At 39.1% G+C, this 13,850-nt stretch carries 9 protein-coding genes; all 9 read right to left on the reverse strand.

Translation table 11 applies throughout. The features are described from left to right. Positions 1 to 1,814, reverse strand: a 1,814-nt coding sequence (locus tag NTX86_00140) for a hypothetical protein (GenBank protein MCX5921731.1), incomplete at its 3' end; no start/stop codon positions are given. 213 nt (positions 1,815 to 2,027) lie between these two features. Continuing rightward, positions 2,028 to 2,771: a hypothetical protein gene (locus NTX86_00145; GenBank protein MCX5921732.1), complete on the reverse strand. Its 744-nt coding sequence runs from the start codon at positions 2,769 to 2,771 to the stop codon at positions 2,028 to 2,030. A 31-nt stretch (positions 2,772 to 2,802) separates the two neighbouring features. Further along, entirely contained in the window at positions 2,803 to 4,017 is a 1,215-nt protein-coding gene (locus NTX86_00150; protein MCX5921733.1) for a hypothetical protein, read from the reverse strand. 16 nt (positions 4,018 to 4,033) lie between these two features. Continuing rightward, complete coding sequence (locus tag NTX86_00155; GenBank protein MCX5921734.1) at positions 4,034 to 6,121, reverse strand: hypothetical protein; 2,088 nt, start codon at positions 6,119 to 6,121, stop codon at positions 4,034 to 4,036. Further along, positions 6,114 to 7,184: a hypothetical protein gene (locus NTX86_00160; protein ID MCX5921735.1), complete on the reverse strand. Its 1,071-nt coding sequence runs from the start codon at positions 7,182 to 7,184 to the stop codon at positions 6,114 to 6,116. Before NTX86_00160 ends, NTX86_00155 begins: the two co-directional genes overlap by 8 nt. A 28-nt stretch (positions 7,185 to 7,212) precedes the next feature. After that, positions 7,213 to 8,448, reverse strand: a complete 1,236-nt coding sequence (locus NTX86_00165) for a hypothetical protein (protein ID MCX5921736.1) — start codon at positions 8,446 to 8,448, stop codon at positions 7,213 to 7,215. A 141-nt stretch (positions 8,449 to 8,589) separates the two neighbouring features. Then, positions 8,590 to 10,695, reverse strand: a complete 2,106-nt coding sequence (locus tag NTX86_00170) for a beta-propeller fold lactonase family protein (GenBank protein ID MCX5921737.1) — start codon at positions 10,693 to 10,695, stop codon at positions 8,590 to 8,592. Continuing rightward, the gene (locus NTX86_00175; protein MCX5921738.1) at positions 10,688 to 12,763 is read right to left on the reverse strand and encodes a hypothetical protein; all 2,076 of its coding nucleotides are present in this window, start codon (positions 12,761 to 12,763) and stop codon (positions 10,688 to 10,690) included. The genes NTX86_00170 and NTX86_00175 overlap by 8 nt, the downstream gene beginning before the upstream one ends. Next, the gene (locus NTX86_00180) at positions 12,756 to 13,820 is read right to left on the reverse strand and encodes a hypothetical protein (protein ID MCX5921739.1); all 1,065 of its coding nucleotides are present in this window, start codon (positions 13,818 to 13,820) and stop codon (positions 12,756 to 12,758) included. The genes NTX86_00175 and NTX86_00180 overlap by 8 nt, the downstream gene beginning before the upstream one ends. Between the last annotated feature and the right edge of the window lie 30 nt (positions 13,821 to 13,850).

The raw sequence follows: 13,850 nt of genomic DNA on the forward strand, positions 1-13,850 counted from the left end.
GTGCTTGTACGAAGTGTGCTGTTTGCACTATCAATTTGCGATTGCAAGAAGCCCGTGCTTGTCTTGAGTACCGTACAACAGTTGTTGGCTGCATCAATTTGAGACTGCAAGAACCCGGTACTTGTACGAAGTGTGCTATTGGCTACATCAATTTGTGATTGTAGGAATCCGGTGCTTGTTCTGAGTGATGAACAACACGCATCGATAGATGACTGCAAGAATCCAGTACTTGTACGAAGTGTGCTGTTTGCACTATCAATCTGCGATTGCAAGAAGCCCGTGCTTGTCTTTAAGACCGTACAACAGTTGTTGGCTGCATCAATTTGAGACTGCAAGAACCCGGTACTTGTACGAAGTGTGCTATTGGCTACATCAATTTGTGATTGTAGGAATCCGGTACTTGTTCTCAAGGTACTTCTTACGTTATCAACCTGTGACTGCAAGAAGCCCGTGCTTGTCTTGAGCACCGTACAACAGTTATTAGCTGCATCAACTTGAGATTGCAAGAAGCCTGTACTTGTCTTCAATTGATTATCAATATTAAGCAATAAATCAACCTGTGATTGCAGGAAACCGGTGCTTGTTTTTAAGACCGTACAACAGGTGTTAGCAGCATCAACTTGCGACTGCAAGAAGCCCGTACTTGTTCTTAATGATGAACAACAAGCATCAATTTGTGATTGTAAAGATCCTGTACTTGTTGCTATTGAATCGCCACATATTTTTTGACAGATTCTACCTTCGTTAATAAGAGATAGATTGCCAGGAGCAGCAAATGCTATAGTACCCAACGTCGCTGCACCAGCTTGATCTTTCCATAACGTCACCGCATCTACCGTCAATAACGAAGTGCCACCAAACGTATACGTAGAACCTCTGGTTGTCCATGTCGATGGACCATTGACTGTTATTTTACCTTGCGTTTGTGTAACATTACCAACCAAGTCAAATTCTGTGTAACTTAAAATCAGTGTCGAATTATTATTACCAAAAACTATGCTTCCTCCACCTGTTCCAAGGCCTTTAAGCATAACGTCGGTCATAAAAACTGTTGCATTATTGTTAATGCTTATTGTTGCCCCAGCCGCCAAGGTCAACACATTACCATTACCCTGAATGGTATCACCATTGTTAAAATTGGTATTCCCTACAAGCGTCACTGGACCGTTCAATGTAAGATTAGCATCGAGGACAAAAGTACCGGTCAAACTCAAAGCTCCTCCACCAAGCTCTATGTTATGGCCATTAAAATTAATAGTCCCCGTTCCTATATAAGAAAAGTTATCAGCAAATTGCAGCGTATTATCTAAATTTAAAATTGCTCCATTCGTGAATGCAATATTAGTTCCTAATGAATTCTGCAAAGCAAAAGTAGCCGTAGTATTAATATCTTGTAACGTAATAGGGCCGGTTAATAAAGCTGCCCCCTCAACACGAGCTCCTGCACCTGAGATATTCACCGTTTGATTAATAACACCACGCGTATCTTTTATATAACGAGTGCCACCGTTTAATGTCAAGGTACCCGTACGAACACCGTCAGGAGCAAGTACTGCGTTCAGGAGCATGCTGTTGCCATCATTTTGCAACAAGCCATCAATAAACGTGATGTTAGAACCAGAAATAGTTCCGCCAATATCTTGCATGAGCTTACCGCCCATAGAAGACACTGGTTGATTAACTACAAAAGAAGCCCCTGGTGCAACACGCACAAAAGAGCTATTACCCCTAAAATTTATCGTACCACATTGTACTGTAACAACAGACAATAGCACGTTTAAGAATAAATAAGACGATATTTTATAATGCTTCATATACTACTCTCTTTAATTATCTAGCTCATATACTAGTAACTTTTTCTATCTATAAGTCTTACCTTTTTTTTCATGTTATTGTAAACTAAAAAACCCGAATTTACATGAAATCGCGATCCAGTCAGTACTTTCACTACAAAGTCCCAAAGATTTTTTCCACTCATTTTAAACTTATGCAATAGGACCGAGACAAAGTATATCTATGCATGCTTATCACACGTTATTATAAACTAAAAATCCTGACACTAGATTGAGCCCTGATTCTGGTAATATCATCAAATTAATATTGTTTGCAGACAAAACACCATCGCCAAACCTTACTCCTTGTGCTTGTGTAACAGCATTACTTACTACATTACAGATCCCATCAACTGTCACCATTCCTTTGGTCAGTTGTAAACCTATTGTACTAGTACGCAATGTTGTCTGATATAAATACAACTCAGCTGTTGAATCTTGAAAGTTGAGCAAGTTGTTGGACGCGCTTGATGGGGCATAGCTGAAAGTCATGCCACTATCAAACATCAACTGCGCATTACTCGTAATCGTACTTATTTGACTCGTTTGATATACAAAATTTGAAGCGCCAGTCATTAATACCTTATTATTAATTTGTAATGAGCCTCTTACAAATTGATAATCACCTGATTGCACCCACGTTGTATTTTGTAACTGGACCTGACCAGTATTATCAACATTATTTATTTTAGACCCAGAAATACCAGTAACCATCATATTTTTTAGTACCAAGGTTGATCCAGGAAAAACAGAAACTGTTGGGCTCAAACTAAGATCCAACGTATACTCCTGACCATCAATTTCCACAAAGCCGTATGTTTCTACCGGTAGCGCAAGCGTTAAATCTCCATTCATGGTTAACTTGACGTTATTCAACACAAGTGGAACATCAATCAACCGATAAATCGATACCGTAAGATTCGCATCCGCAACGGCCAAATAAGTACCACTACGAGACCAACGAACTTCATTAATTGCCTGTAGGGTGCCAATCGACAGAATTTACCGTCACCGTTTCACCAACGCGCGCAGAAGGCTCCTCAACCAAGGTGCCATTAGAAATGGTATGCCTATAAATTCTCAAACTTTCAGTTCCTGCCGATAATCCTGCTGCAATAAAAGTCCCGCTGGGCGAATAATCAACTGCTGTTACTGTACGTCCAAGATCAACACCATTAGTCGACGTCAAGGTAGTATCATTAAAATAGTATAACAACAACTCATTAGCCCCAACCGTTGCATTAGCATTCACCCCTATAACCAAATACTGTCCAGTACTATCCCAATTCATAGCGTTAGGCTGCACATTACGAATAGGCGTCAACGTACCAGTGGTTAATAAGCTAAGAGCGCCTGTTCCAGAATTAAAATTAAAAATACGCAACTGTGCTTGGTCAGGATACTGGGATGTGTCACTACTTGCCGCAACCCAACTCCCCCGAGGATTCCATGCGACGGCATAGCCAGAACCACTTAATACATCGCCACCGGTTTGAACCAAATAATTAGGCGACGTATTGAATCGATAGGCAAAAGTATCATTAGTAGCAATATCACTTGCAATAGATGTCTGCAAATAATTTAACGTCGGATGAAAGCGTACTGCCAAAGCACTAAAATTAAACGTCGTTGATGCAACCTGACTCAACAAAGGGCCACCATTAAAAGAATAAGTGTACAGTTCCGGTGCAGAAGCCGAAAAATTTGTCGCTGCAGCAACATATTGATCTGAAAAATTCCAGTCAATTGAGTTAACCGGTAACCCAACCAAAACCGATGCCGTTAAAGACAACGTTTGTGCTGCATTAATAACAAGGGGCTCATTAATCGCAGGAGTATAAATAAAATTGTTATTACCTATAAAGGTCCCTGTTGAAATAAAATTTACCGTATCTCCTAAATATAAATCGGTATTAAGAGCCAATTTACCTAAACGCAAATCAATCGTTCTTGAAACTGGACATAGCGACGTAAACAAGCAACTTGTTCTATTATTAGCAAGAGCAAACCCTCCATCGAACGAAGCAAAGCCACGCATCTCATTATCAGCATCCGCTGATGGAAATGTAACAAAACTTTGTGTAGATGGTACCGTAAACGAACCAATAACAATGCTCAATGCTCCTTGAAAGAAACAAATAGCGAAACTAAAAAAATATTTTTTAAACAACGACACGTGCTTCATACGGTGATCTGCTCTTTTATATATTGTTATATCTCACAATTCCCGAAACTACATTCAATCCTGATTCAGGCAACACTCTTATCGTTAGATTATTATTCGCTGAAACGCCATCACCAAAACTTATCGCTTGCCCTACATTCTGGGCTCCACTGACTACAGGACACACACCATCTATCACTAACGTTCCTTTAGTAAGTTGTAGCGCAGTCGTTGTTGTTTGCAGTGTTGTTTCATATAAATGTAATAAAGAAGTTCTATCGGCAAATGCCAATAAATTATTTGCCGACGATGATGGATTGTAGCTAAAGGTCATCCCTGAATCAAAGTACAACATAGAGTTAGAACCGATAGTACTTTGCTGATTTGATGTGTAAGCAAAGACCGTTGTACCAGTAACACGCAATTCACCCGAAATATACAAACGTCCTAGCGAAAAAACCGTACTGTCAGTTTGAATCCAAGTAACATTCTCTAAAGACAACGTCCCAAGATTATCTAAACAAGCCATTTTATTAGCTGAAACACCTGAAATCGTCATATTTTGTAACAACAACGAAGATCCTGCATCAACTAAAATTGCATTGCCGTTGGTTGCGGTAAAACTAGCACTCAAATCTAAGGTTATTCCTTTGCCATCAAGCGCACAAACACCTTTGAATCGTGCCATGTTCTTTAATGTAGTGTTACTACTAAGAGCCATCTTAATATTATTAAAAACAAAATAATCTAATGCGGGACTCACTCTATTATAGATACGGAGATTAAAGGCATCATCCCCACGAGCAACATACTTTGCATTAGGCGACCATGCTACGGTTCTTACAACTGATGTAGAATTTTCTCCATATAATTGTGTTAATGTTGCAGCGGTACTGTCATAAGCATATAACCTAAATTCTGTTCCAGTACCAGTATTGCGTCCCATAACAAGTTGCGTGCCATCGGGGCTCCAATGGACTGAATTAACCGTCACTGTTTCTCCAACTCGCGCAGAAGTCAATTCAGTTAATGTTCCCGCTCCAGGGTCATGTTGATATACACGCAAACATTGAGTTCCACTAATCAATCCAACGGCAATCACAGAATTTGTATGAGAATAATCAAGGCACGAAACAGTAACGCCCACTTCAGCTTGTGCATTAATGGCCAACGTTGTTCCATTGAACGTATAAACATACAATTCACTGCCCGCATTACTTGCCACACCCGCGGCCAAATAGGTACCCGTTGGACTAAAAGACAAAGCATCATTAGAAACGTTGGCATTGGGAGCAATGTTAAAAGTGGTTAATGCAGTAAGCACACCCGCAGCAGCTGAATAAACTCTGATTTCGTTTGCAGTATCTGCATTACCAATAGCCAAAAAATTACCCGTTGGATGCCAACTAACCGCGAAAGCATCAAAACCTAGCTCAATAGCCGTTGTCTGCGTTAATGTTGCAGGGCCAACATTGTAACGATATACATACAGCTCTTGATTAGTACCAGAGTTTCTAACCGCTGCAATATAATAATCTGAAGGATGCCAACTCACACCATTTATTCTCACGTTCGTTAAATTTACTGTAGCTCTTTGTACTAAATTTCGGCCATCAAAACTAAAAACCCGTAAATTACCCGTGTTATCGCCTGTTGCAACAAAGCCACTATCATAGGCCCAATTAACACTATAGACAGCGCTGGGCAAAACCGCCGACGCCAGTATATATAATTGGTTTAATGGAGCAGCAGCCCATTGCAATGAGGCTGTTGTAGTAAATTGCATTCCTAAAGAATTACCATCAATGGTTCCTGTTGTAGCAAGCAGTGATGGCTTGAAAGCCAAATCTTTACTTAAAAAAAATGAACCACCATTCAAGGTAATTCTTCCCGCAACTGGATAATACGCATTATAGGTACAGGTCGTTGATGCTCCGTCCAAAGTAAAACCATTTGGACAGGAAGCAAAACCAAGAATAGTATTATTGTTATCAGTATAAGGAAACGTTACTGCAGCCTGCACGGAAACAGCAGAGTTCGATCCGACAACAACAGGATATAGAGGGCAATGCACCATGAAAAGAACTACAAAAAAACTATAGCCATATTTTTTGAACTTATACATTTTGATACACCATAAAGCCAGATAATAGGTTTAATCCTGATTCTTCCAATATAGAAATAGTAAGATTATTACTTGCAGAACTTCCATCGCCCAATTTAATACCATTGCCGCTTGATGAAGCAGTGCTCATAACAGGGCATGAACCTTCTACTACTAATTGCCCCTTGGTTAAATTTAGTCCTGGCACCGTAGAATATAAAGTTGTTTCATATAATGCTAACGATGCTGTTGCATCAGCCATTGCAAGCAAACTACCAGACACCGAAGCATTATAACTAAAAGTCATACCAGCATCGAAAGCAAGGGATGCCTGTGAATAAATAGTTGAAGTTCTGGTGCTTTGATAACAAAAAACATAGGGCCCCGTACACATAAGATCACCGAGTATGTCCAATTTGCCTTGCGTAAACGTATAATTATTACTCAAGACACAGGTCACATTATCAAATGAAAAGGTTCCCAAAGAATCAGTACAATACATCTTGCCCGCAGACAATCCCGTTAACGTAAGATTCCTGAGTGCTAGACTTGAACCATTACCAACAGCCAATGATCCACTAGAGCAATCAAGCGTATATCCTTGGCCATCAATCACCGATACACCGGTAAATGTCATAAGAGCTTGCAATGCAACATCAGAATTCATTTGAACAGCAATATCAACAAACGTCATTACTGCGGCTGGAAAGCTAAATGTCGAAATTTTATTGGGCAACAACAATGAATAATTATTTCCGTTGATACGACCACCATTAGCAAACACTGCTGTATTGCCCAATACTAACTTTCTACTTAAATTTAAAATTCCCCCGTTCATAGTCATGTTTCCTATAACGGGATAAAGAGAATTAAAAATACAGCTCGTTGCAGCAGTTGCTAGAGTAAATCCACCAGAAAATGCCGCAAATCCGCGCATTTCATTGTCAACATCAACAGCAGGAAAACTGGCCAATCCCTGAACCGAAGGTACCGTATTTGAACCAATGACAACGCTGTATAATGAGCCCACATACAATGCTCCTAGGCTACTTATTACGATGCCAACTATTATCGCATGCTTCATTACTCACCAATTACTTAAAATTTACTCGTTACAAGCTCGCATAGGCAAGATCACCTAGTATATTTACCGACCCTAAGATCTGTATACCACTCGCACGTCCAAGTGTGGTACTACTAGCAAAAAATAGATTCCCCGTTCCAAGATTCAACGTTTGAAATAAATTCAATATTGTCCCATTTCCCATATATATATTGGAACCCGTGCTACCCATTTGAAACGATGCTGCGTTAACATTATTATAATTCAAAGTACCATTAGAAACTTGTAGCTGTGCTGCAGGTAAAATATTTACTTGAAGATCATTAGCGCTAACAGTATTACCCAAAGAAATTGAACTTGACGTCGAAAGGTAACTAGTGTTGGCAACAAGCAGTGTACCCGTTGTCAAATTCAAGCCGGCAGAGGCCGCAAACAGACTTGCACCATTTAAAAATAGCTCCGAAGAGGAACTAGAAAAAGTAAGTAGACTATTGGTAGCAGATGCATAACTAAACGTCATACCCAAATCAAATTCTAGCGTAGACAATGAGTTGATAGACAACGCATTCGCTGATGAGTAAGTAAAAATATTACTTCCCGTCATGAGCACATCATTAACAATATTTAAGTTACCGGTAGACAGCGTTAACGGTCCGCTTTGAATCCAAGTAACATCCTGCAACGTCAGGTTAGAAGCAGCAGAACCCATAGTAATGTCACCTGCCATTAGGCCTTTCAGCGTAGCATTTTTAATAATCACGGTTGCGCCAGCAGAAACTGCTATCACTCCTGAAGATCCAAACGTAATAACATTGCCGCCACCATCAAGAATGGTAGTTCCTTGAAGATTCAACGTGGCATTTAAGGTAACAGGAGAATTAAACCGTAATGATCCACCATTTATCGTATACGCATTTGCGCCACCTAGGGTAAACGTCGTTGATTGTTGCGGACACACTACCGAAAATCCTGCACAGGTAAAGGTCCCACCATTCACAAATGTTGAACCACCACCCATTAGAAAGTCTCGGCCTAGCGTTATTGTTCCGGTGCCCAACGTTACCGGCCCTAGAACAGGAAAGTAACTAGACCATGCCACCGTTACACCTGCTGCCATAGTAAAACCGGCGGTCATAACTGCTCCGCCAAGTATTGAATTAGCGCCTGCATACGTAATCAACGTCTGAACACTCAAAGCGGTAGCTGAACCGGTTATCACACCATCCATATTGTTGGCACTAATCATGATCATGAAAAGAAAAATAAGATATAATCTGTGCTTCATCAGTATCCTTATTTCATAACAAAAAAATTTGAATGATCGTATCTAAAAAAACGCCTCATAAAACATTAATTGAATCTTCTGGTCCGCAACGTAACAAAATTTTTTTTGCATAGCAAATAAAAAAACTAAGCTCTTATTTTTTTATATATTTTGATAAGCACAAAATCCAGACTGTATAGCGAGACCTGATTCTGGTAATATTTTTAAGGTAAGATTATTAACAGAAGATATACCATCACCAATTCTAAGGCCATTCAACTGGGATGTTCCAAAACTGGTAATATTACATTGGCCGTTAATGAACCAACTCCCATTTGTTAATTGGCACCCGACAGAAGACACAAACAACGATGTATTATTAAAATAGAGCTGCGATGTTTGATCGATCATTTGCAGTAAGTTTTGGGAACTTATGGGCGGAGCATAACTAAATGTTGTACTATTATCAAACATCAATTGTGAATTTGCATTAATAATGCTTGTTTTACCACTACTATAAATAAAGTTTGATGTTCCGGTAAACAACACATCCCCTTGAATAGTAAATGCGCCATTCACTAATGTGTAATCTCCTGTTTGAGTCCAAATCATATCTTCCAATTTCAAAACTCCCGTTGAATCAGCGAAGTTAGGCCTATTTGCAGGAGTCCCATCAGTCGTTAGACCATTACCCGAAACACCGTATACATTAACATCTTTTAATAATAACGTTGCGCCTGAACCAATAGTAAAACTCTGAGATTTTGATATATCTAATGTATATCCATTGCCATATATCATGCAATTACCTCGAAATATCGGAAGACCATACATAACTACATCTGAATTCATAACCATCTTAAAATTAATCATAGAGTAGGGAACTGATACCGTGTAAAAAGAAGTAAACGTAGTATTAGCTTCACCAACCATTGCGTACAAGCCACCATCAGACCATCTAACGGCAAGTACCCCGTTACCACTTACCTTATTTGGAGCGCTCACCAAAGACAATACAAATGAATACGGATTAAAATTATAAATTTGAAATGGCGTCACTCCGGCAGTAGCAAAACAAGCTAAAAGCGATTGTCCGTCTGGTGACCAACTCATACCATTAACCAGATTCGTTTGTCCCACTAGAGAATTAGTCAAACGCGTTAAAGTATTAGTAGATCTATTAAATTGAAACACACTTACGGTATTTGCACCACTAGCCAAACCAACAGCAATAAAATCTGCAACTGAATTCCATTCTGCACCAGTAACGTTGACCCCCGGAGTATTAGTAGCAACCTGAGTAATAGTTGAACCATTAAAAGAATATACTATCAATTGATTAGTGCTTGATGTTGTATAGCCTGCAACAAGATACTTACCATCCGATGACCAACTTAATGCATTATTACTGACACGCCCAGGCAAAGCTGATGATATTTGCGTTAAAGCCCCCGTAGATTGGTTCACTGAATATACAATCACGCCATTACTAAACCCAAAGGCGACATAATTACCCGATGGATGCCACGCATTGGCATAAGAGGCAAAACTTGTAGTAACTCCTGATAACTGAGTCAGCGTTGAAGGTGGCGTAAATTGATAAATCAATGCCGAATTAGCAGCGGTTGAGTTCGTTGAGACAGCTAAATAAAGTAGCGTTGGATGCCAACGAACAGCTTGACCCAGTCCCGATGGATTTGCAGTAGCCACCTGTGTGATGGCATAGGTAGACTGATTAAATTGCAAGATAGATACTATAGGAGCAACTTGATTTGCTACTGCACAATATTGATCTCCCGCTGACCAATCCACGGAGCTATTATTTAAAAGACCGGCAGGTTGGGCAAAGCGACTATTGAATACTGTTACGTTCGGTGTATTCATAGGAATAATAAAGGGAGACGATGCGAGAGGAACTTTCGGTGTCACGATTGGGAAATTATTCCCATTAAATGTACCAGTAGAAGCAAATGATGTAACATTTTTTATATTCATATCAACAGCAAGATTTAATAATCCTCCACGCATATTTAAAATACCCGCAATAGGAAAATAAGTATTATAAAGACATCGAGTGCCGGTGTCAGTTAATACAAAACCACCATTAAACTGCGCAAATCCAAGCATGGTATTAGTGTTATCGCCAGAAGGAAATGTGGTTGCAGCTTGAACAGAAACTGCGGTAGTAGAACCAACAATAATGGCATGGGAGTGCCAAAAAAATAAACATCCAAAACTCATTACCAATTTTTTTATTATGTTATACATTTTGATACACCAAAAATCCTGACTGAAGCTTTAGCCCAGACTCTTCTAATACCATTGTGGTTAAATTGTTTGCCGATGAAACGCCATCTCCAAGAAAAATTCCTTGCGAACTATTTGTTGCAGCACTACTGACTCCACATAACCCTTCTATCATTAAATTCCCTCTGGTTAACCGTAATCCTGCTGTTGAAACAAACAATGAAGTATTAAGAAGATTGAGGCTCGATGTATTATCTGTCATAGCAAGTAAACTATTGCTTGCTACCGATGGTGCATAACTGAACGTCATAAAATTATCAAACGTAAGCGTGGCATTAGAATTAATAGTACTTGTTTTACTACTGCTATAAATAAAGTTTGATGTGCCTGTGAATAGCACATCTCCCTGAATAGTAAATGCTCCATTAGCAAATGTATAATTTCCAGTTTGCGTCAACGTCATATCACGTAATTGCAAAACTCCCGTTGAATCAGTACATTGCACCCGAGTCCCCGAAACACCGTAAAGATTCATATCCTTTAATTGCAGCGTTGCTCCACTGCTAATAGTAAAATTTTGAAGATGCGATACATCCAACGTATAACCATTACCATCAATAATGCAGTTCCCCTGAAAAGTCGGCATACCATACATAACCATATTTGAATTCATTATGATTTTAAGATTAATTAAATAATAAGGCACAGATGCCGTATAATAAGAAACATAGTTTCCCTCTATTTCCAAATCTCCGGTAATCACATACATACCATTTCGAGACCATCGTATTGAAAAAAGACCGTTGGGCGCAAGAACATTCGCACTTACTAACGATTGAACCAATGCATAGGGATTAAAATTATAAATCTGCAATGTTTGAGTGGTGGTTAAATTCAGCACAATTACAATTGATTGACCATCAGGCGACCAACTCGTACCATATACTCCATTGGTTTGTCCTACATAAGCAGTCGTTAAATCGGTTAATGTATTAGTCGATCGGTTAAAACTGAACATGCGCAACGTATTTGCTGTCCCCACCAAGCCCACTGATATAAAATCCGCTATAGGTGACCATTCACAAGCATTTACCGAAGAACCAATTCTATATGAAGCAACAGGAGTAAGCGTTGCACCATTAAAAGAATCAACACGCAGCTCATTAAATGCCGCCGTCGTCGTATAGCCAGCAACAACATATTTTCCATCCGACGACCATGATAATGCATTATATAAAACAGATTGAGTCTGAACATCAGATGATAATAACGTCAATGCTCCAGTAGTACTATTAAACGAATACACTTTTATACCATTGCTAAAACCAGCCGCCAAATAATTTCCCGATGGATGCCACGAAACGGCAAATGCATTAGTGCCGGAAGTTATTGTCCCCTGCAATGTCAAGGTACTTGGAGGCGTGAATAAATAAGTCTGCACAGAACCCGACCCAGTCGTCGCATTTGCAACTGCAAGATACAATAATGTTGGATGCCATCGAGCAGACGTACAACTACCCGGCGTATTTGCTGTTGCAAGTTGCGTAATAGCAAAGGTAGATTGATTAAACTGTAGTATATATATACCGGGCGTTGTTTGAGCAAGAGCAACAACAGTATATGCGTCGCCAACTGATGAATCTACCGAAAAATTCGTGGTAGTTAACAAATAGTGATTATCATATGGCGTAACATTTGGCGTATCCATAGCCATAATAAATGGAAATTGTTCTGTATACGGTGTCGTTATCGAAAATCCACTCCCATTGATGGTTCCCGTAGAAACAAATGATGTAAATGAATTAGTCAAGTTCATATCAGAAACTAAATTCACAATGCCCCCACGCATATTCATTAAATATGAAACTGGAAAATAGGCATTAAATGAAAGCGTTGTTACTGCATCAGTTAGGGTAAATCCACCTTCAAAATCAGTAAACCCAAGCATTTGATTATTGGAAGCACCGGTAGGAAAGGTCACCGTTCCTTGACGTAATGGCGCAACCAAAGAGCCAACTATAAGAGCCCGAGTCCGGATGCCATATAACAACAAAAAAATTACTGCTATGTTTTTTATTTTATTAAACATTTTGATACACCAAAAAACCTGACTTAATATTTAAACCTGATTCAGCGAGCACCATCGTCATCAAATTATTTGCTGGCAATATATTATCCCCAAAAGAAATTCCTTGCGCGGCAGATGTTGCAGTACTAATTACCGAGCATTGTCCATCGATTACAAGCGAGCCTTTTGTTAAGTTCAATCCGGCATTACTAACAAATAAGGTTGTTTCATATAAATGTAAAAAGGCCGTATTATCATCGAATAATACTACATTATTAGCAGTAGCAGCATAACTAAACGTCATAGTGGTATCAAAAAAAAGTGTTGAGTTCGAATTAATCACCATCGTTTGAGTGCTTGCATAAGCAAAAATTCGATTAAGACCCGTAATTTTTACTTCATCAAAAATCTGCAACGTTCCTTGCGTAAAACTATAATTAGCATCAAGTACCCACGTAACATTTTCTAACGAAAATGTGCCAGTGTTATCGATACAATAGAACCTATTTCCGGAAGCATTTTTAAGTATCATGTTTTTCAATAAAACAGCTGATGAATTCCTACCAACAGCTATACCACCAGCGGTCACATCTAGAATATAACCTCCACCTTCTACCACACAACTATTAGTAAAAGTAAGCAATCCGTTTAGGGTAACGTTGGAATTAAAAACCAAATCAGCATTACCAATAACTATTGCACCACTTGTAGTAAACGTAGTAACTTGCTGAGGCAAAATTATAGCATTAGTATTGCCATTAAAACTCCCGGCATTTGCTAGATACGTATTAGTGCCCGTAATAGATAAATCTTTGGCCAAATTTAACAAACCACCATTCATGGTGATTGGTCCACCAATAGGAAAAAGTGCATTATAAAGACACGTAGTCGAAGCATTAGCTAAAGTAATGCCATTAGGAAATGCAGTAAATCCAAGCATCTGATTATTCGCTACTGCAGGAAAAACTGTTAAATTTGCTACAGACACTGCAGCATTAGATCCAACAATGAGAGAATACACCGTCAAATAACTGCTCAATATAAGCAAAACAATAATGTAGTTGATTCCATACTTCATATATTCTCGTATAGTTATATACAACTGTTA

It is taken from the genome of Candidatus Dependentiae bacterium (genome assembly GCA_026389015.1).
GTDB lineage: Bacteria > Babelota > Babeliae > Babelales > Vermiphilaceae > JAPLIR01.

Coding starts and splice junctions, on each gene's coding strand:
- NTX86_00150 (MCX5921733.1), bottom strand. CDS start 4,017: ATGAAGCACGTGTCGTTGTTTAAAAAATATTTTTTTAGTTTCGCTATT.
- NTX86_00155 (MCX5921734.1), bottom strand. CDS start 6,121: ATGTATAAGTTCAAAAAATATGGCTATAGTTTTTTTGTAGTTCTTTTC.
- NTX86_00160 (MCX5921735.1), bottom strand. CDS start 7,184: ATGAAGCATGCGATAATAGTTGGCATCGTAATAAGTAGCCTAGGAGCA.
- NTX86_00165 (MCX5921736.1), bottom strand. CDS start 8,448: ATGAAGCACAGATTATATCTTATTTTTCTTTTCATGATCATGATTAGT.
- NTX86_00170 (MCX5921737.1), bottom strand. CDS start 10,695: ATGTATAACATAATAAAAAAATTGGTAATGAGTTTTGGATGTTTATTT.
- NTX86_00175 (MCX5921738.1), bottom strand. CDS start 12,763: ATGTTTAATAAAATAAAAAACATAGCAGTAATTTTTTTGTTGTTATAT.
- NTX86_00180 (MCX5921739.1), bottom strand. CDS start 13,820: ATGAAGTATGGAATCAACTACATTATTGTTTTGCTTATATTGAGCAGT.